Origin of the sequence: Aerococcus sanguinicola, assembly GCF_001543145.1 — a bacterium.
In the GTDB taxonomy this organism is placed as follows: domain Bacteria; phylum Bacillota; class Bacilli; order Lactobacillales; family Aerococcaceae; genus Aerococcus; species Aerococcus sanguinicola.
Map to the genome: position 1 here is coordinate 731,954 of NZ_CP014160.1, position 19,672 is coordinate 751,625.

The 19,672-nt window shown below is 49.1% G+C and carries 16 protein-coding genes and 3 rRNA genes; 5 read left to right on the forward strand and 14 right to left on the reverse strand.

The window, feature by feature from the left end:
• Positions 1-368 precede the first annotated feature (368 nt).
• The 4 genes from AWM72_RS03345 to AWM72_RS03360 all read right to left on the reverse strand — a co-directional run bounded on the left by AWM72_RS03345 (position 369) and on the right by AWM72_RS03360 (position 5,249).
• Positions 369-1,367 carry a ribose-phosphate diphosphokinase gene (locus AWM72_RS03345; RefSeq protein WP_067973136.1) on the reverse strand — a complete coding sequence of 333 codons (999 nt, stop codon included), beginning with the start codon at positions 1,365-1,367 and terminating at the stop codon, positions 369-371.
• A 71-nt stretch (positions 1,368-1,438) separates the two neighbouring features.
• Positions 1,439-2,821 (reverse strand): bifunctional UDP-N-acetylglucosamine diphosphorylase/glucosamine-1-phosphate N-acetyltransferase GlmU, encoded by a 1,383-nt coding sequence (gene glmU / locus AWM72_RS03350; protein WP_067973142.1) that lies wholly within the window; start codon positions 2,819-2,821, stop codon positions 1,439-1,441.
• Between the two features lie 13 nt (positions 2,822-2,834).
• The gene (locus AWM72_RS03355) at positions 2,835-4,076 is read right to left on the reverse strand and encodes a DEAD/DEAH box helicase (RefSeq protein ID WP_067973148.1); all 1,242 of its coding nucleotides are present in this window, start codon (positions 4,074-4,076) and stop codon (positions 2,835-2,837) included.
• A gap of 15 nt (positions 4,077-4,091) precedes the next feature.
• Positions 4,092-5,249, reverse strand: a complete 1,158-nt coding sequence (locus AWM72_RS03360; protein WP_067973151.1) for a metallophosphoesterase — start codon at positions 5,247-5,249, stop codon at positions 4,092-4,094.
• Between the two features lie 219 nt (positions 5,250-5,468).
• On the opposite strand from AWM72_RS03360, the gene uvrC reads away from it, so the two are divergent.
• Positions 5,469-7,298, forward strand: coding sequence for an excinuclease ABC subunit UvrC (uvrC, locus tag AWM72_RS03365; RefSeq protein ID WP_067973154.1), 1,830 nt, complete (start codon positions 5,469-5,471; stop codon positions 7,296-7,298).
• Positions 7,299-7,398: 100 nt separating this feature from the next.
• On the opposite strand, the gene AWM72_RS03370 is transcribed toward uvrC, so the two are convergent.
• From AWM72_RS03370 to AWM72_RS03385, 4 genes are all read right to left on the reverse strand, one after another.
• Positions 7,399-8,799, reverse strand: a complete 1,401-nt coding sequence (locus AWM72_RS03370; protein WP_143485090.1) for a hypothetical protein — start codon at positions 8,797-8,799, stop codon at positions 7,399-7,401.
• A gap of 66 nt (positions 8,800-8,865) precedes the next feature.
• Positions 8,866-9,672 (reverse strand): hypothetical protein, encoded by an 807-nt coding sequence (locus AWM72_RS03375; protein WP_148130127.1) that lies wholly within the window; start codon positions 9,670-9,672, stop codon positions 8,866-8,868.
• The gene (locus tag AWM72_RS03380) at positions 9,656-9,964 is read right to left on the reverse strand and encodes a barstar family protein (protein WP_067973163.1); all 309 of its coding nucleotides are present in this window, start codon (positions 9,962-9,964) and stop codon (positions 9,656-9,658) included. The genes AWM72_RS03375 and AWM72_RS03380 overlap by 17 nt, the downstream gene beginning before the upstream one ends.
• A gap of 1 nt (position 9,965) precedes the next feature.
• The gene (locus AWM72_RS03385; RefSeq protein ID WP_067973166.1) at positions 9,966-10,478 is read right to left on the reverse strand and encodes a ribonuclease domain-containing protein; all 513 of its coding nucleotides are present in this window, start codon (positions 10,476-10,478) and stop codon (positions 9,966-9,968) included.
• A gap of 156 nt (positions 10,479-10,634) precedes the next feature.
• On the opposite strand from AWM72_RS03385, the gene AWM72_RS03390 reads away from it, so the two are divergent.
• Complete coding sequence (locus AWM72_RS03390; protein WP_067973168.1) at positions 10,635-11,009, forward strand: RidA family protein; 375 nt, start codon at positions 10,635-10,637, stop codon at positions 11,007-11,009.
• 192 nt (positions 11,010-11,201) lie between these two features.
• Here AWM72_RS03390 and AWM72_RS03395 read toward each other — a convergent pair whose 3' ends face one another.
• Positions 11,202-11,657 carry a hypothetical protein gene (locus AWM72_RS03395; RefSeq protein WP_144435174.1) on the reverse strand — a complete coding sequence of 152 codons (456 nt, stop codon included), beginning with the start codon at positions 11,655-11,657 and terminating at the stop codon, positions 11,202-11,204.
• Positions 11,658-11,890: 233 nt separating this feature from the next.
• Positions 11,891-12,244: a DUF6568 family protein gene (locus tag AWM72_RS03400; RefSeq protein WP_067973172.1), complete on the reverse strand. Its 354-nt coding sequence runs from the start codon at positions 12,242-12,244 to the stop codon at positions 11,891-11,893.
• A 137-nt stretch (positions 12,245-12,381) separates the two neighbouring features.
• Between AWM72_RS03400 and AWM72_RS03405 the strand changes: the two genes are divergently transcribed.
• From AWM72_RS03405 to AWM72_RS03415, 3 genes are read left to right on the forward strand one after another with little or no spacing between them, the layout of a single operon-like run.
• Positions 12,382-13,341, forward strand: coding sequence for a glycosyltransferase family 2 protein (locus AWM72_RS03405; RefSeq protein WP_067973173.1), 960 nt, complete (start codon positions 12,382-12,384; stop codon positions 13,339-13,341).
• Between the two features lies 1 nt (position 13,342).
• Complete coding sequence (locus AWM72_RS03410; RefSeq protein WP_158444734.1) at positions 13,343-13,609, forward strand: metallophosphoesterase; 267 nt, start codon at positions 13,343-13,345, stop codon at positions 13,607-13,609.
• A 39-nt stretch (positions 13,610-13,648) separates the two neighbouring features.
• A complete protein-coding gene (locus AWM72_RS03415; protein WP_067973180.1) occupies positions 13,649-14,173 on the forward strand; it encodes a metallophosphoesterase family protein in 525 nt (174 codons plus the stop codon).
• A gap of 76 nt (positions 14,174-14,249) precedes the next feature.
• Here AWM72_RS03415 and AWM72_RS03420 read toward each other — a convergent pair whose 3' ends face one another.
• From AWM72_RS03420 to AWM72_RS03435, 4 genes are all read right to left on the reverse strand, one after another.
• Positions 14,250-14,537 carry a YkvA family protein gene (locus AWM72_RS03420; RefSeq protein ID WP_067973183.1) on the reverse strand — a complete coding sequence of 96 codons (288 nt, stop codon included), beginning with the start codon at positions 14,535-14,537 and terminating at the stop codon, positions 14,250-14,252.
• A gap of 127 nt (positions 14,538-14,664) precedes the next feature.
• A 5S ribosomal RNA gene (gene rrf / locus AWM72_RS03425) occupies positions 14,665-14,780 on the reverse strand.
• Positions 14,781-14,864: 84 nt separating this feature from the next.
• Positions 14,865-17,771 (reverse strand): 23S ribosomal RNA (locus tag AWM72_RS03430).
• A gap of 214 nt (positions 17,772-17,985) precedes the next feature.
• Positions 17,986-19,535, reverse strand: a 16S ribosomal RNA gene (locus tag AWM72_RS03435).
• The 16S, 23S and 5S rRNA genes sit together here, the layout of an rRNA operon.
• Positions 19,536-19,672: the final 137 nt, after the last annotated feature.

The following is a 19,672-nucleotide window of genomic DNA, read 5'->3' on the forward strand; positions in this document are numbered from 1 at the left end:
ACTCTCCTGGTCCGAAGCTCCAGATAAAGCTGAATGAGATGATCGCCTATGCTAAAAAATTAAACACTAAAAAAGACTGGAAAGCTCATCCCAGTCTTAATTTTTAAGCCTCTCTACTTTTTAGTCTTAATGACTAGTCATCAAAAAAATTATAGCGATTAGTTCCGAGCAGGAGTAGAGCTTTGAAGTTGACCCTTAGCCATGAACAAGCAAGCGATGTGAATTACGTCTAGTAGGCGATAGCCGTACTAGACGTTTGAAGCTCGCTAGGTGAGGGACCTTGGCCCGAACCGGTGCCATGGCTCTTTAAGGGGCAAATTCAAAAGTGAAACGAATGCTCATCAACACAATTTGCTAAATTTTTTCTTCTAGTCCTCGTTATGGCCATTATCCATGCCCTTGAATTCTTCAACAAATAAAGGACTTACCGAACGCTTGTCGTGGATACGGAGGATAGCTTCTGCAATCAGTTCAGAAACGGTCACTTGCTTGATCTTATCGATCCGTTTTTCTTCTGGCAGGTAGATGGAGTCTGTGACGACAACTTCTGAGATGTTGGAGTTAGCCAGACGTTCAACTGCTGGGCCTGAAAGAACAGGGTGGGTACAGCAAACCGCTACCGAAATAGCGCCTGCTTCGCCCAAGGCTTTAGCCGCTGCCGTAATTGTCCCTGCAGTATCGATCATATCGTCAATGATCAGGGCGTGCTTGCCTTCAACATTACCGACAATATTCATCACTTCTGCCACGTTGGCTTTAGGCCGACGTTTGTCAATAATAGCAATTGGTGCCTTCAAGAACTCCGCCAATTTACGTGCCCGGGTCACCCCACCGTGGTCTGGTGAAACAACTACAACATCTTCCAAACTATAGTCTGGGTTTTCGATGAAATAGTTAGCCAGGAGAGGAGAGCCAAGCAGGTGGTCCACTGGAATATCGAAGAAACCTTGGATTTGGGCAGCGTGCAAGTCAAGGGCTACCACTCGGTCAGCACCAGTCTTTTCAATCATGTTTGAAACAAGCTTAGCTGTGATGGGTTCACGCGGTTTGGCTTTACGGTCTTGACGGGCATAGCCGAAGTAAGGAATCACAACTGTAATCGTCGCCGCACTCGCCCGGCGGCAGGCATCAATCATAATTAAGAGTTCCATGAGGTGGTCGTTAACAGGTTCTGATGTTGATTGCACAATATAAACATCATCCCCACGAATTGATTCATCGATACTGATATAGATTTCGCCGTCGCTAAAGTGAGTAACAGAACATTCCCCTAGTTCACTATCCATAGCTTTAGCGATCTTTTCAGCTAATTCTGGGTTCGAATTGAGAGAAAACACCTTAAGATTATTCGGCTTATGTTGAGACATTTCCTGATATTCCTCCTACTATTGGTCATTTAAAATTTGCTACACACATATCTTAACATATTTTTTACAAACTAGTGATTCTTTTTGCCAATTGCCAGCTTATCCCAATAGTTTTCTTTATTAGACTGCCGAGCCCGGGCAATGGCTAAGCTCTTTTCAGGCACATCATCGGTAATAGTGGACCCTGCTGCTAGGAAGGCATTGGCAGCAACTTGAACGGGGGCTACGATATTCACATTGGAACCAATAAAGCTATGGTCACCGACCACCGACCGGGCCTTATTGACTCCATCATAGTTACAGAAAATAACACCACAGCTGACATTAATATCCGCTCCCAGGTCAGCATCGCCAATATAGGTCAAGTGACCAACCTTGGTCCCTTGGCCGATAGTCGCGTTCTTCACTTCAACATAGTTACCAATGTGGACATGGCTAGCCAGCTTAGCCTTGGGGCGCAGGTGGGCATGGGGGCCAATATCTGATTTGGAGCCCACTTCAGCTTCTTCAATTTCTGAAGATCGGATCTTAACCCCATCACCGATCTGGCTATCACGAATGCAGGTCTGGCTACCGATGACACAATCGTGACCAATGCTGGTCTGGCCCTTGAGCTGGACATTGGCTTCAATCAGGGTATCGCTAGCTATCGATACCCCTGCTTCAATATAGACCGTGGTCGGATCGACGAAGCTGACCCCTTGGCGCATGAATTGTTCATTTTGCCGCTTAAAGAAGAGACGGTTAGCTTCCGCCAAAGCCAGGCGGTCATTAACACCTAGAGCCTCTGACATATCGGAAATCTGGTAGGCAGCAATATGCTGGCCCCGGTCCTTGAGCAATTCGAGAACATCTGGCAAGTAATACTCACCCTGGGCATTGTCATTGTTGACCTCATGGAGCATCTTGAAGAGCCATTGGTTGTCGAAAACATAGGTCCCTGTGTTAATTTCTTGGACCTGGCGTTCTTCCTCTGTGGCATCCTTCTCTTCGACACTGCGGTCTACCGCCCCATCAGCTCGGCGGATAATTCGTCCATAGCCATAAGGATTATCGGCATGGGCTGTGAGGATCGTTGCCTTAGCGCCTTCCGCTTCATGGTAGTCAACTAGCGCTTCAAAGGTTTCAGCGCGGATTAAAGGGGTGTCCCCGGCTACGACCAAGGTAAGGCCTTCCTTATCAGCTAATAGGGATTCTGCCTGCATGACCGCATGAGCCGTTCCCAATTGTTCTTCTTGTAAGCAGTAGAGGGACCGGTCACCGAGGCGTTCCTTCACCTGGTCTGCCCCATGACCAACCACGGTAATCTTCTCATCAAAGCCTGCCTGGCTGATATTATCCACCACATGTTCTACCATGGACTTACCAGCGACCGGGTGCAAGACCTTGTAGAGCTTGGACTTCATCCGTGTTCCCTTACCTGCTGCTAGGATAATTGCAAATTTCTTTCCCATAGTTCCCTCCAGTTTACTTCTTCTGGCGACGTGCGCCCTTGTTCTTCTGTTGGCGCTTGCGCTTTTTATTTTTGTTTTTTGATTTCTGTGTTTGCGATTGGCCCCGCTTTGACTTGCTTGTCCCTTGGTCGCGGTGGACAGGGGCTTCTTTGCTGACTTGCCCCTGGCTGAGAAAGACTTCTTCCAGCTTAGCTTGGTCGGGGACCTGCTTCTTAAGCTCGCGTAAGCTGCGATCAGTCACAAAGCTTAGCACACTCCCCTCAGCTCCCATCCGGCCAGTCCGTCCGCTGCGATGGGTATAAGTGGCCCGGTCTTCTGCCTGGTCATACTGAATCACATAGGGCAAATCTGGAATATCCATCCCCCGTGCCGCCACATCCGTGGTTAAAAGATAGACATAGCGCCCCTGGCGGAAGCCTTGCAGGGCATTTTGCCGGTCCTGGCTGGTCATCTCACTATGGAGAACAGCCACCGGCACCTGGCGATAGGTCAACTTCTCCTTGAGCCGGTCAAGTTCGGCAATACTCCGGACAAAAACCAAGGCCTGCATCCCCTCCACCTGGGCCAAGCGTCGCAGGGCATCATCCCGCTTACGGCTAGATACTTGCAAGTAGAGGTGTTGGCGCTTAGCCGTCAATGCTTGGGAAGCCTGGCTGCAATCGAGGAAGAAAACCTCTTCGCGCAAGCCTTCGAACTGGGCCCAAGCTTCCGCATTAGCCGTTGCTGAAAAGGCAGCCAGACTTACCGATTGTTGGACCCGGTCGATGAAGGCTTGGGTTGTTGCCGCTTGCTCCTGGCTAAAGAGGCGGTCGCACTCATCCAAGACCAGGCGGTTCACTTGGTGGAGCTTGAGCTTGCGGCTCTGAGCCAATTCATTTAAGCGGCCAGCCGTCCCAATCACCAGCTCTGGTTTTCTTTTTAATTTTTCAATTTGACGTTTAATATTTGCCCCGCCAACTAAGGACTGGACTTTGATGCCCTTGGCCTTGGCCCAATGCCTAGCCACGTCCGCAATCTGAGCGGCCAGGTCCTGAGAAGGGGCAAGAATCACAGCTTGCACTTGCCCATTGGCCTCAAGTTTTTCTAATAGCGGTAAGAGATAGGCCAGGGTTTTGCCCGTCCCAGTAGGAGAAACCATATAAAAATTTTCTCCCGCAAGCATGGGCTCCCAGGCTGCCTTTTGCACCTCAGTGGGCGCTTGGAAGCCGGCTGCTTCCACTAAGTCACGGACTTCTTCTGATAAATTATTCCACACAGGTCTTGCTCCTCGCTAATTGTCTTCTTCAAGGTCTGGCAGGGGCCGGATCGGACTAGCAGGATGGCTGGGATCGACTGCTAAGGGCAGGTCCTCAGCCCCTACTTTCTCTTCCGGTAAAGGCTCTAACAGATAGTCTCCACCCTGGTCCTGGATGAGGACATGGTCAGGCTGGCTGTAGTGTTGACTAGGCCGGTCATCATAAACCATAATCCCTTCGTTTAAGTTTTCCTGTCTATCTGGGCCAGGCTGGCTATATTCTGACTGGTCCGTCTCCTCCCCTAGATCGCAGGCCCAATCCTTGAGCTGGTCCTCGCGTGAGGCCGTCAATTGGACACGGACCAATTCAGGCCGGTTATTCACCCGGACGCCCAGACTGGCCCGGCCAATCCCCCGCGAAATCAAGAGAGACTTGTAAGGGTTACCGGGCAGGCGGAAGATACCCTCCGTATACTTAGGCAGGTAGCCCTGGCTTGGTGCATAGAGACCACCCAGCGGTCCTAAATGGATGCTGCCCCCAGTAGCCAAGCCTGAGAGGACCAGGTCTGGTGACTTGCTGAGGTCTTCATGGTAACGCAGGAAAGCTTCCGGATGGCTGGCCAACAAAATCTTAACCTGCTGGGTCTGCTTAGGCGTCAGGTCCACATGGCGTAAGGCGTCTCCTTTGAGGAAAGAGCGGTTGCCCTTCTCCATAAGGCCCATGATGGTAATAGCCTGGCCTTTATAGGTCAAGTCGACGGCTTGGTCGTGCAAGAATTGGACGCCATATTCGCGGAAGAGCCGCTCCATTTGCGGTGCCTGGGGATGTTTTAATTCGTTAGGGCCATAAACCGCAAAGGTCGGTGCAAGGGTCGTCAGTTCACGGGCAAAAGCCGCTAGCTCGCTCAGGTTAAGGCTCCCTTCCTGGTTGAGAATATTCCCCGTGAGCGCAATCATATCCACCTGGCTAGCCTTGGTCTGCTTCAAGAGATCTTTTAGGTCCACCCGGTGCTTGGGGAAGTTCAAATCAGACAAGACGGCAATGGAAAAACCATCTAAGGCACCCCCATAACGCGGACTCTCTAAGAGATAATCTTGGCGTTTTAAGCGGTAATTTTGGACATATGTATAGAGCGCGAGAGCCGCTAAGCAGCCCCCCCGCCAGAGTATTTTTTTAAAATGGGATTGAGTCATAGGAAAGCCTCCTCATTCTGTTGCCCCTGGTCGGTCTTACTGGGGTCTTTCTTAATCATTTACTCCTATTTTATCATAATGTACCGGGCTTTGAGAAATTTTGACCGAGTCCAAAGAAAATTTAAAGGATAAGGACTTAAGGGGCAATTCTTTATCGCTTTCCTACTCTGCGTGTTATAATAAAGAATTGAATTCAAGAAGCTAGAAAGGAGCCTTTTTATGGCGAGCGAATTAATTGAAAATAAATTAAAATTACTGCCTAACGATCCCGGCTGCTATATTATGCGGGACCGCAATAACCATATTATTTATATTGGCAAGGCAAAAAATCTTAAAAACCGGGTTCGCTCCTATTTCAAGAGCTCTCATACCGGAAAGACGGCCCAATTAGTCAGTGAAATCCACGATTTCGAAATCATCATCACGACGACCGATAAGGAAAGCCTGCTCTTAGAGATCAACCTGATCCAAAAGTACCAGCCTCACTATAATATCAAACTCAAGCAAGGCACCATGTACCCTTATCTCAAGATCACCAATGAAAAAGACCCCCAATTAATCATCAGTTCAGTAGTTGAAAATGACGGTGGGCACTACTTCGGCCCCTACCCTAACGTTAATGCTGCCAATGCCACCCGCGACCTCCTGCAGAAGACCTATCCTTTGCGTCGCTGTGGCAAAAACGAAAAGCGGGCCTGCTTCTACTACCACCTGGGCCAGTGCATCGGTTGTTGTGACCACCCTGTCAGTAAAGAAACTTATGACAAGCAAATCCGAAATATCACCCGCTTCCTCAACGGCAATGTCAAAAAAATCAAAAACGACTTGAAAAAGAAGATGGCCCAGGCAGCGGAAAATATGCACTACGAGCGGGCCGCGGACTACCGGGACCAAATCTACTATATCGAGCAAACCGTCGAACCGCAGAATGTCATGAGTAAGCAATACAACAACCGAGACGTCTTCGCCTTCTACATGGATAAGGGCTGGATCAGCATCCAAACCTTCATGCTCCGCCAGTTCTCCATTATTAAGCGGGACTCGGCTCTTTTTCCCTGCTACACGGAACCGGAAGAGGAGCTCACCTCCTATATTGTCCAATTCTACCAAGATAAGAACCACACCCTGCCCAAAGAAATCCTGGTGCCAAAAGGCCTGGATAATAACTTATTGGAAGAGACCCTAGGCATCTCCGTTGCCACACCCCAGCGCGGGGACAAGCGCAAGATGCTCGACTTGGCCAGGTCCAATGCCGAACTGGCCCACCAACAAAAATTCCGCCTCCTAGCCATGAATGAACAAAAGACCACGGGAGCAGTAGAAGAACTCAGCCAAGCCCTCAAGCTGCCCTACTTGCGGGTTATTGAAAGCTTCGACCATTCCAACCACCAAGGAGCAGACAATGTGTCGGGGATGGTCTGCTATGAAGATGGCAAGCCCAACAAGAAGAAATACCGGAAGTACCGGATCAAAAGCTTCGAAGGCGCTGACGAATATGCTTCCAGCCAGGAGGTCATCCGCCGCCGCTATTCGCGCTTGCTCAAGGAAGGCCAGCCCCTACCCAATATTATTCTCATGGACGGTGGGATTATTGAAGTCAATGCCGCCCGCGATGTCCTGGATAATGAGCTCGGCTTAGAGGACCTGCCCGTAGCTGGCATGGTTAAGGACGATAAACACCGGACGGCCCACCTGATCTATGGCCAGCCCCCTGAAATTGTGGACTTGGACCCCAAGTCCCAAGCCTTCCACCTGATCCAACGCATCCAAACCGAGGTCGACCGCTATGCCAAGAGCTTCCACCGCAATGTCCATAGCAAGAACTCCTTTACCTCACGCCTAGATGCCATTAAAGGGGTTGGGCCCAAGACACGGACCAAGGTCATGCGCCATTTCAAGACGCTAAAGAATATTCGCGCCGCCAGCCCAGAAGACATCCAGGAACTCTCCATCCCCGCCCAAGTCGCCCTGGAAATCCACAAAGCCGCCTGGGAAGGCCAGCCGGATAATCCTTACCAAAAGGAAGCAAAGGCTCAAAAATCCGAATAAAAACAAAAAGCCCCCGCCCACTGCATCTCCTAAGATTGGCAGTTGGGCGGAGGCTTTTTATTTTTGAATGAGCTACTGACGAATCCTTAGACTCGCTTGCCTAGTCCTTGGACGATTGATCATCCGACTGGTCCACATAGAGGGTCGGATTATCACGCAATTGGGTCTTCTCGTCATAGGTCAAGTCATCTTCAGGATCAAAGATAGCCTGGGCCTCTTCATCCTCCCCGCGAATATCATCGGAGAAAGATTGGTCCATGTGGTCAAAGAGTTCCGGATCATGTTGGGGATCCACCACTTGGGTCGTCTCAGGCAGGTCCTCTTCTACGCTAGGATCTGCATCTGACCTTGACTCTGCTTCGGTAAAGACTGCTGCAGCCCCCGCACGTTCACTTGGACTCAGGTCTTCCTCGCTTGCTTCGTCCCCCTTCAGCTCATCTGGAACAGCGAAGGCCATGGTTTCTTCAGGCACTTGGGGACGGTCCTCTTGTTGGTAAATCTCCGTCTCGCTGCCTTGCCCCCAAGTTGTGAGGTTCAATTCAGGGAAAGCCTCATTCAATTCCAAGCGGTATTGCTTAATATAGTTCCGGTAGAAAACGGCTGTTGCGGTGAAGGCACGGAGGCCAAAGACCACATAAACAACCACCAAGATAAAGGCAATCACCCCTGCCAGGAGACCAAAGAGACCCGCATCGAGATTGAAGAGCAAGCTCGTTGCCATCAGCACGAGGCCAAAGAGAAAGGCCAAGAGATAGGGAACCACCATATAGAAGAAGTGGATACGGAAGAGTTTGAACTTATTCCCCCGCATCATCTGCCGGCTAATCCCCAAGAGAGCTGAGGCTGAGGCCGTTTCACTATCATAGGGCAGGAAGGGGGTAAAAGCAAAGCCATAGATAAAGACTAAATAAATCAAAGTCAGAACCAGCCATAGAGCGAAGCTAATCCCTGCTAAGATCAAGAGGCGCGTGTCCCCTGCCAGAAGTCCCTGGGTCAATTCTTGACCTGCTGCCAGATCGGGCATTTGGGCAGTCAGGCTCCAAGCTTGATTAGGTAAGAGATTATAGCTGGTCAAGCCAAAGAGAACGCCTGACACCAAGCTCAGCAAGAGACTAACCAAGGCTAAAAGCAGTTCAAAGAAAATATAGGTAAGCACATTCCGTCCTGGCCGCCGTCTAAAGGGACGGAAGATCGTCTTAATCTGGTAGCGGCCGGTATCCACCATATCCAAGAAAGACCAGGGGAAGCCGAACACCATCATTTGAATAATGACATATAAATAAATTAAAACAAAAACAAGGCCCACAAGTCCTAGAATCCATCCCGCCACTTCTTGCTGGCTCAGATAAATCAGGCCTGTTGTCCCGAGAATCCCCATGGCACTGAGAATAATCACAGCTAAGACAAAGGCTAGGATAATTCGCCAGCTGTTGCCTCTCTGGGCGTAGCCAGCCTGCTCGCGAATATCACGGTTCGCGACACTCAATTTGTATTTCATCATCTTCTCCTCCATTCACTAGGCATCTTGTTTCCTATTATACCGCATCTCGCGCCCTCTTGTAAAAAATTAAAGGGCCGCTTCTTCGCGCGCCAGCTGCAAGACTAAAGCCGCGGCCGTGTCCCGCTCCCAGGCAAAGCGGCCATTCTGCAAATGATAATCAATATTTTGCCGGCTAGTTTGGGCGATTCGAGCGATAGATGCTGCATAACCCTTCTTAAAGAAGCCAGTCACATAATAGTGTGACCGGTCCAGTTCTTCATGGATATCCCGGTAGCGAACAGCCTTAGGAGCAGAAAGGTCGAGGATCTGGTAAGCCGCTAGTTTCTCATCCTGGACTAGGTACTTACTCTTGGCTTGCCAGATGCGCTGGATCCCCCGCACCAAATGTTTTTCTTCCTGCATATCCTCTGCCAGGTAGAGGGGATAGTGGAGTTCATATAGCAAGGTCAACAAAGCCTGGATCTCCGACTGATTGGCCTTGAGGTCTGCCCAGTGGAGAAGCTGGGTATTGACGATGGCATCTTCCAAGAAATCCGCATTATAGAGGACCGTCGACGAAGCAAAACGCTGGCTCTGTTCTAGGACCGTTTCGGCATAGGCCCGTGCGCGCTCCTGGTCCAAGGACAGGTCTTCTGTCACACTCGCCAGGCCGATCCCCCCATCCACACGCAGGGGAAAAAGCAGCTGGTTGAAAATCCGGTAGGCCAAGAAGGCAGCGGCAGAATGTTTAAATATCAAGTCTCCCGACGGTGGGCTCATAAGCAAGCCTGGTTTAAACCATTCGCGGACAAAAGCTTGGGCCGTGAGCCAGAGCGGATCATTGATAGACAAATCCCCGCAAGCTAATTGTAAGACACTAATGCTTGGCATCATCGTTCTCCTCCCAAGTTAAGTCCAAGGCCCAGTCTCTCGCAGCTTCAACCAATACCCGCCGCCAACGCTTAGCCCAGCGCCCTTCCCGAGCTTGGAGGTCAGCATAATGGCTGACAACAATTGGTTGGCCAGGAGGCAGCTGGCTCAAGACATCATACAAGGCATCGAGATTATAGGAGGCTTGGGTCGGTCTCCCAGCCAAAATCTGCTCATAAAGATAGGCATAAGCCTCAGCTGATTTCGCTAAGTGTCGGCAGTCAATCTGGATTGGATCATGTACTTGGTCTTGCACCCTAATTCGCCTCCTTTAATGCTTTAAAGCTATCATAGTGGTCCTTGGTGTAGTAGATTTTATCCCCATCTTCAGAATAAACCAGGCGCTCTGGCCCCCGCGGTCCACCCTGGTAATTGACATCGGCTTCCCGGTAAGCCTCATCTTCCGGCAGCTGTCCCTCGTAATTACCAAAACGATCGCCGCCAATCGATTTATGGTCGGTCACTTCCCAAAGATTACCCTCTTCAGGAATCCAGCCAGCCGCCTTGGCCTCAGCCTTGCTGATATAATTCTTAGGCAGGTCACCGAATTGATCGATATAGGCCGCCACCTCTTCTGGACTTGAGTAGGCCTCGCCTTCAACGACGGCTGGAGAAGACTGAGAAGTAGCGCTTGATTGGCTAGTAGCCGGCTCATCCGGCCCCGTCTCTAGACCTCCTTGACCCAAATCTTGACCCGTCCACAGCGCTAGGCCTAGGACAAGCAAGGCGAGCAAGCTTTGCAGTAGTTTATTATTCTTTAATCCCTTCATCCTTATCCTCCATCCTTTTACCCTTATTATAACTGATTTTAGGAAAGGGGTCATGGTTTGGCCTGATTCACTGCCAGCTAAAACTAGCTATTCCTCATTTTTCTGCTATAATAAAGCTAGTTGAAACGCTTTATTTTTTGAAAGGAGTTTTCTCATATGAAAAAAGTCATTGAAACTAAGCAAGCCCCAGCTGCTATCGGTCCTTATTCCCAAGCTGTAGAGATTAATAATAGCCTCTATGTCTCTGGGCAAATTCCTGTCGACCCAAGCACTGGTGAAATTGCTGAAGATATTGAAAGCCAAGCCAAACAATCCATGACCAACTTGAAAGCTATTATTGAAGAAGCCGGCTACCAAGTGAGCGATATCGTTCGCTGCACCATCTTCTTAACGGATTTGGCTAATTTCCAAGCGGTCAATGAGATCTATGGCTCTTTCCTAGAGGAACCTTTCCCATCAAGAAGCTGTGTCCAAGTCGCCGCCCTACCAAAAGGCGTTCAAATCGAAGTCGACGCCATCGCAGTAAAATAATCAGGGTGTGAGAGGATGCGGGAGAAATAGACCTCTGGAGCCAAAAGCCAGAGAAGGCTATAAGTCTTCGACGGATTTTGGTGAAGAAGAGCTATTTCTGCTAGCCTGAACCCAACTAAAACGTGAAGGAACAAAGAAAAAAAGCGGAAGCAATACTTGCTCCCGCCTTTTTATTATCAACTTAATTCAACTTTACTTGCCGAAGTGTTCTTGCAGGTAACGGTAAGAGTAACCGGGGTCTGAACCTAACTCTTCAGCTGCTGCGACTGATTCAAGGATTTGTTCATCAGTGTAACCATCTAAGGCATGCGCATCTAATCCCATCACATCAATGATAATTTGACGTGCTTGAACTGGATCTGTAATAGTTACAGGGGTCTTTGATGCTGGTTCCTTGGTTGTTGTTTCAGCTTGGCTAGCTTGAGGGGCTTCTGCTTGGTCAGCAAGAGCTTGTTTACTTGATGCTGATTTAGCTTGAGCCTTGTCAGTTTCTTCTTGGGGTGAATTATCTTCGACAACACGTGCTGATTTTTTTTGTACGGCTTGTTTGCGTCGCTTCTTTATCTCCTCCTTGGTCTTCGGAAACCACTTTAGCTTCTTTTTGACCTTCTGGAGCAGATTTACTGTCAGCTTCAGCTGACTTACCATTGTCTTCTTTGGCTGGTTGGAATAAGCCGACACTGGCTTCTTTGGCCTCAGTTGGCAAGTAATTCCATGTGAGACTCCCCACACCTAATGTTGCCACAACGGCTAAGGCTGCATATACTTTCTTTTTCATTTTATTTCTCCCACCCTTCATTGCTAGTCTTATTATAGTCACAATAACGGCTGATAACAAGTTTTAGTCGGTATTTCAGAGTAATTTTAAGATAATTTAATTTTTAAGACTCTAAATAGCCTTCAATACTCTCTTGGCTATCCGAGGAATCTGCACGGAAATTATAGATCTGCCCCTGCCCTAATTTGACCAGGCTAGGAACCGTATAAACTTCCCCACGTTCGCGCAAGTTCCTGAGGGCTGGATCTAGGCCATTAGAAGAGTCCACATAGTAAACAGCCTGTCCCGTCCTTTCCATAGCAGCCGTCAACTTAGGCACAAAACGCCGGCAAAAACCGCAAGTGGGCCGCCCTAAGAAAACATAATAGCTTTGATCGCTATGAATAGCATCGAGGGCTTGTCCCGCTTGCCACTCCTCCGCTCGATCTACAAAATCTTGAAATGTATAGTCTGTCATCGAATCACCCTCTCAAGGCTATCTTAGCGAAAGCTAAAGCTTAAAGCAAATAGATTGTTTTAGGAGAATTTAAGGGTTAGATAAGGAAAGTATAGTATAATGATATTATGAATTTCCATCGATACAAGGAGGATTTTATGGAAACTATTTCACTTATTGTTCCTTGTTTTAACGAAGAAGAAGCAATTAATCTTTTTTATCAAGCGGTTGAAGACGTCCGTCCCCAATTTCCAAACTATATTGAACTAGAATATGTCTTTGTTGATGACGGTTCTTCCGACCATACCCGGGATATCCTTGCTGACCTAGCCCGCCAGGATCAACGGGTCCACTACCTATCTTTTTCACGCAACTTCGGCAAGGAAGCGGGTATCTATGCGGGCCTCCAACACGCCAAGGGAGACTATGTTGCTATTATGGATGTTGACCTCCAAGATCCCCCCGAGCTCCTCCCTGAAATGTACACTATTATCCAAGACCAAGCTTATGATTGTGTAGGAACGCGCCGGGTAAGTCGCGAGGGGGAGCCCCCTATCCGTTCTTTCTTTGCCAACCTTTACTACCGACTTATGCAACACATCTCCAAGACTGAAATTGTCAGTGGAGCTAGAGACTTTCGTTTGATGACCCGGCAGATGGTCAATGCCATTCTTGAAATGACCGAATATAATCGCTTTTCCAAGGGGATTTTTGCTTGGGTAGGCTTTAAGACCAAGTATCTAGAATATGAAAATATCGAACGCAGTGCGGGCCAGACGAGTTGGAGTTTTTGGAGCCTCTTTACCTATTCCATTGATGGGATTGTCGCCTTCTCCGAAGTACCGCTCGATATTATTTCTATCCTAGGCTTTTTCTCCTTTCTAGCTGCTATCCTGCTGGCGATCTTCTTTGCCGGACGAACCCTGATCTTTGGTAATCCCACATCCGGCTGGACCTCTTTAAGCGTGATTATCCTGGCTATGGGTGGTCTCCAATTGCTCTGCCTGGGTGTGGTCGGCAAGTATGTGGGCAAGACCTTCCTAGAAGTCAAACACCGGCCCCAATACATCATTAAGGAAACGGACCAAGACCTGGCCCCTATCCCCGATGAACGCTAAGATGACAAGCTGCCGCTTAGCCTTTGTGTCTGACCTTCATATCGACCATAGCCAGACCTGGTCAAGTCAAGACTATTTAGAGGCTTGCCAAGCATTAATTACCCAAGACCACATCGATTACTTCATCATTGGAGGCGACATCAGCAATAACTGGCAAACAAGCCTCGCCTTTGTTGAAGAACTCCAAACCTCCTCACCAGCAGCTATTTACTTTATCCCCGGCAACCATGATTACTGGCAACGCCAAGCTCCCAAAACAGACCCTTAGGCAATCCACCAACTATTTCGCCAGCATCCCCAGTGCCTCATGGGTAAAGCCCTGCAGCCCTTAGCCAATTGGCGGATCATTGGCCACCCTGCCTGGTACAACCATGCTGTCCATGATGAGCGTTTTAGTCCTGAACAAATCGAAAGAGGGCGCTTCAAGTTAGCGACCTGGCAAGATAAGAAATTTATCGACTGGGACATGACCGACCGCGAAGTATCGCAAGCCTTTAGCCAAGAAATCTGGACCGACTTCCAGCAGGCGCCAAGTCCTAACTACATCTTTGTCAGTCATATCCTAACCATCCCTGAATTCACAGTACCTATGCCCCATCCAGCTTTCGACTTTTTCAACGCCTTTCTAGCAACGGATGATCTCAACAGCCTCTACCAGAATTTTCCTATCCGTTACAGCATCATGGGCCATGTCCATATCCGCTACCAAATTTACAAAAATGGCACGCATTTTATTGCGAATTCACTAGGCTATCCCAAAGAATGGCGAACAGACCAGCTCGACCAAGAACTCCGATCAGCTTGTTTTATCCTTGATCTGGACGAAAGATAAAAATTCCTCCTCTCGACTTTTTAAGTAAGCCGGGAGGAGGAATTTTTATTTGTTTATGTTAGCAAGCAAACTTCGCCTAGGCCTCAACCTTTTCTGCTTCCTTTATTTCAGGTTTAGAGTCGTTGACTTCATCATTTTTAGACAGTAAAGACATTGCTAGAGTCGTTAAGACAGATACAATCACCGCATCATCGGCAAAGCCAATCGGTCCAAAGATGTCTGGTAACAGATCTGTTGGAATGACCGCATAAGCGATAGCGATGCCCATAATAACTTTGATGTGGGTAGGGGTTTCTTTTTTAAAGAGGGCACGTACGAACTGTGCCAGGGTTGTTTTGGAATTAGTTAATGCATTCTTTTTCATTCCATCATCCTCCTATACACCCTTATTATAGGAGGAGTCTTCGCCCAAGACATCCTACCTTAGACGGATTCTACAATTTCCAATCTGGAATACAAAAAAGCGACCCAAAAGGATCGCTTTTTCATTTGCACGGCAGCGTCCTAGTCTCACAGGGGGCAACCCCCAACTACATTCGGCGCTAAGAAGCTTAACTGCTGTGTTCGGCATGGGAACAGGTGTGACCTTCTTGCCATTACCACCGCACAATTTCTATTTAATTGAGAAAAGCTTGTTCTCTCAAAACTGAATCTGCTCGTAATGACCCAACCACTCATACAATCTTATCCTTTGGATAAGTCCTCGACCGATTAGTACTGGTCCGCTCCATATATCGCTATACTTCCACTTCCAGCCTATCTACCTGATCATCTCTCAGGGGTCTTACTACTTTAAAAGTATGGGAAATCTCATCTCGAGGGGGGCTTCACGCTTAGATGCTTTCAGCGCTTATCCCTGCCGCACATAGCTACCCAGCTCTGCTCCTGGTGGAACAACTGGTACACCAGCGGTGCGTCCATCCCGGTCCTCTCGTACTAAGGACAGCTCCTCTCAAATTTCCAACGCCCGCGACGGATAGGGACCGAACTGTCTCACGACGTTCTGAACCCAGCTCGCGTACCGCTTTAATGGGCGAACAGCCCAACCCTTGGGACCGACTTCAGCCCCAGGATGCGATGAGCCGACATCGAGGTGCCAAACCTCCCCGTCGATGTGAACTCTTGGGGGAGATAAGCCTGTTATCCCCAGGGTAGCTTTTATCCGTTGAGCGATGGCCCTTCCATGCGGAACCACCGGATCACTAAGCCCGACTTTCGTCCCTGCTCGACTTGTAGGTCTCGCAGTCAAGCTCCCTTCTGCCTTTACACTCTGCGAATGATTTCCAACCATTCTGAGGGAACCTTTGGGCGCCTCCGTTACACTTTAGGAGGCGACCGCCCCAGTCAAACTGCCCGACTGACACTGTCTCCCGACCAGATCTATGGTCGCGGGTTAGAGTGGTCATGTCACAAGGGTAGTATCCCACTTGTGCCTCCACCGAGACTAGCGTCCCGGTTTCAATGGCTCCTACCTATCCTGTACATGTCACACAAACACTCAATATCAACCTGCAGTGAAGCTCCATGGGGTCTTTCCGTCCTGTCGCGGGTAACCAGCATCTTCACTGGTACTACAATTTCACCGAGTCTCTCGTTGAGACAGTGCCCAAATCGTTACGCCTTTCGTGCGGGTCAGAACTTACCTGACAAGGAATTTCGCTACCTTAGGACCGTTATAGTTACGGCCGCCGTTTACTGGGGCTTCAATTCAGAGCTTCGCATACGCTAACCCTTCCTCTTAACCTTCCAGCACCGGGCAGGCGTCAGCCTCTATACGTCATCTTTCGATTTGGCAGAGACCTATGTTTTTGATAAACAGTCGCTTGGGCCTATTCACTGCGGCTGGCCTTGCGGCCAGCACCCCTTCTCCCGAAGTTACGGGGTCATTTTGCCGAGTTCCTTAACGAGAGTTCGCTCGCTCACCTTAGGATTCTCTCCTCAACTACCTGTGTCGGTTTGCGGTACGGGTTGTCTGATTCTCACTAGAAACTTTTCTTGACAGTGTGACATCAGCAGCTTCGGTACTAAACTTCCCTCCCCGTCACAACTCATCCTTAGGATGTTAAGCCTTTTACTCAACATCAGACTTGTTGCTTGGACGCGTTTTTCCATCTCCGCGCTCTGCTTAGCCTCCTGTGTCCTTCCATTGCTCAAACAAATCAGACAAGTACAGGAATCTCAACCTGTTGGCCATCGCCTACACCTTTCGGTCTCGGCTTAGGTCCCGACTAACCCTGGGAGGACGAGCCTTCCCCAGGAAACCTTAGTTATTCGGTGGACGGGATTCTCACCCGTCTTTCGCTACTCATACCGGCATTCTCACTTCTAAGCACTCCACATGTCCTCACGATCATGCTTCGCCGTCCTTAGAACGCTCTCCTACCATGTCCTTAGACATCCACAGCTTCGGTGTTCAGTTTAGCCCCGGTACATTTTCGGCGCAGGGTCACTCGACTAGTGAGCTATTACGCACTCTTTGAATGATGGCTGCTTCTAAGCCAACATCCTAGTTGTCTGTGCAACCCCACATCCTTTTCCACTTAACTGAAACTTTGGGACCTTAGCTGGTGGTCTGGGCTGTTTCCCTTTCCACTACGGATCTTATCACTCGCAGTGTGACTCCCGGATTAAAATATTTGGCATTCGGAGTTTATCAGTTTTCGGTAATCCTTGTTGGACCCCTAGAACAAACAGTGCTCTACCTCCAATATTCATCATCCGAGGCTAGCCCTAAAGCTATTTCGGAGAGAACCAGCTATCTCCAGGTTCGATTGGAATTTCACCGCTACCCACACCTCATCCCCGCCTTTTTCAACAGACGTGGGTTCGGCCCTCCAGTGCGTTTTACCGCACCTTCAGCCTGGACATGGGTAGATCACCTGGTTTCGGGTCTACGACAACATACTCAACGCCCACTTCAGACTCGCTTTCGCTGTGGCTCCGACTCTTCGTCTTAACCTTGCATGCTATCGTAACTCGCCGGTCCGTTCTACAAAAAGTACGCCATCACCCATTAACGGGCTCTGACTGCTTGTAGGCATACGGTTTCAGATACTCTTTCACTCCCCTCCCGGGGTGCTTTTCACCTTTCCCTCACGGTACTGGTTCACTATCGGTCACTAGGTAGTATTTAGCCTTGCCGGATGGTCCCGGCGGATTCCGACGGAATTTCACGTGGTCCGTCGTACTCAGGATACTGGTAATGTTAGTTGGGTTTTCGTCTACAGGATTCTCACCTTCTCTGATTGGCCTTCCCATGCCATTCGACTAACCCGCCTAAATCATAGGTCCCAGTCCTACAACCCCAAAGAGCAAGCTCTTTGGTTTGGGCTCTTTCCGTTTCGCTCGCCGCTACTCAGGAAATCGATTTTTCTTTCTCTTCCTACAGGTACTGAGATGTTTCAGTTCCCTGCGTCTACCTCTAACAAGCTATGTATTCACTTGAAAGTCATCATCGATCAAGATGATGGGGTTCCCCCATTCGGAAATCTCCGGATCAAAGCTTACTTACAGCTCCCCGAAGCATATCGGTGTTCGTCCCGTCCTTCATCGGCTCCTAGTGCCAAGGCATTCACCGTACGCCCTTATTCACTTAACCGTTGGTTAAGTTGTATGATGTGCGAAAAGTTTAATTAAACTCTTTCGGTTTTTTACTCTTGGTAAAATTGGTTTATATCCTTAACTGCTTCCTGGTGGTCACAGTTAAAAATATGGTTATTACTTGCAGTATTCAGTTTTCAAAGAACAAGTTTGAGAGTTAGACCTCTCAAAACTGAACAAAGTGACGATTGTGTATTCCGTTATATCCTTAGAAAGGAGGTGATCCAGCCGCACCTTCCGATACGGCTACCTTGTTACGACTTCACCCCAATCATCTGTCCCACCTTCGGCGGCTGGCTCCAAAAGGTTACCTCACCGACTTCGGGTGTTACAAACTCTCGTGGTGTGACGGGCGGTGTGTACAAGACCCGGGAACGTATTCACCGCGGCGTGCTGATCCGCGATTACTAGCGATTCCGGCTTCATGCAGGCGAGTTGCAGCCTGCAATCCGAACTGAGAATGGCTTTAAGGGATTCGCTGACTCTCGCGAGTTCGCAACCCGTTGTACCATCCATTGTAGCACGTGTGTAGCCCAAGTCATAAGGGGCATGATGATTTGACGTCATCCCCGCCTTCCTCCGGTTTGTCACCGGCAGTCTCGCTAGAGTGCCCAACTAAATGCTGGCAACTAACAATAAGGGTTGCGCTCGTTGCGGGACTTAACCCAACATCTCACGACACGAGCTGACGACAACCATGCACCACCTGTCACTTTGTCCCCGAAGGGAAAGCTCTATCTCTAGAGTGGTCAAAGGATGTCAAGACTTGGTAAGGTTCTTCGCGTTGCTTCGAATTAAACCACATGCTCCACCGCTTGTGCGGGTCCCCGTCAATTCCTTTGAGTTTCAGCCTTGCGGCCGTACTCCCCAGGCGGAGTGCTTAATGCGTTAACTGCGGCACTGAAGGGCGGAAACCCTCCAACACCTAGCACTCATCGTTTACGGCGTGGACTACCAGGGTATCTAATCCTGTTTGCTACCCACGCTTTCGAGCCTCAGTGTCAGTTACAGACCAGAAAGTCGCCTTCGCCACTGGTGTTCTTCCATATATCTACGCATTCCACCGCTACACATGGAGTTCCACTTTCCTCTTCTGCACTCAAGTTTCCCAGTTTCCAATGACCCTCCACGGTTAAGCCGTGGGCTTTCACATCAGACTTAAGAAACCACCTGCGCTCCCTTTACGCCCAATAAATCCGGACAACGCTTGCCACCTACGTATTACCGCGGCTGCTGGCACGTAGTTAGCCGTGGCTTTCTGGTAAGATACCGTCAAGACTGTAGCAGTTACTCTACAATTTGTTCTTCTCTTACAACAGAGTTTTACGATCCGAAAACCTTCTTCACTCACGCGGCATTGCTCCGTCAGGCTTGCGCCCATTGCGGAAGATTCCCTACTGCTGCCTCCCGTAGGAGTCTGGGCCGTGTCTCAGTCCCAGTGTGGCCGATTACCCTCTCAGGTCGGCTATGCATCATGGCCTTGGTAAGCTTTTATCCCACCAACTAGCTAATGCACCGCAAGACCATCTATGAGTGACAGCAAAAGCCGTCTTTCCAATTTGTCAGATGCCTGACAAATTACTATGCGGTATTAGCACCCGTTTCCGGATGTTGTCCCCCGCTCATAGGTAGGTTCCTTACGTGTTACTCACCCGTCCGCCGCTAACGTCAGAAGTGCAAGCACTTCGTCGGTTCGCTCGACTTGCATGTATTAGGCATGCCGCCAGCGTTCGTCCTGAGCCAGGATCAAACTCTCATGAAAGATTCATGAGCTTTGATAAGCTCGTTATTGCTGACTTTTTATAGTTGTTTGCTCAACTATTTATTGTTTGAATTGTTGGTTCATCAACTCGAAGTTGATGCCCTACACAATTGGTTCGTCTTCTTTGTTCAGTTTTC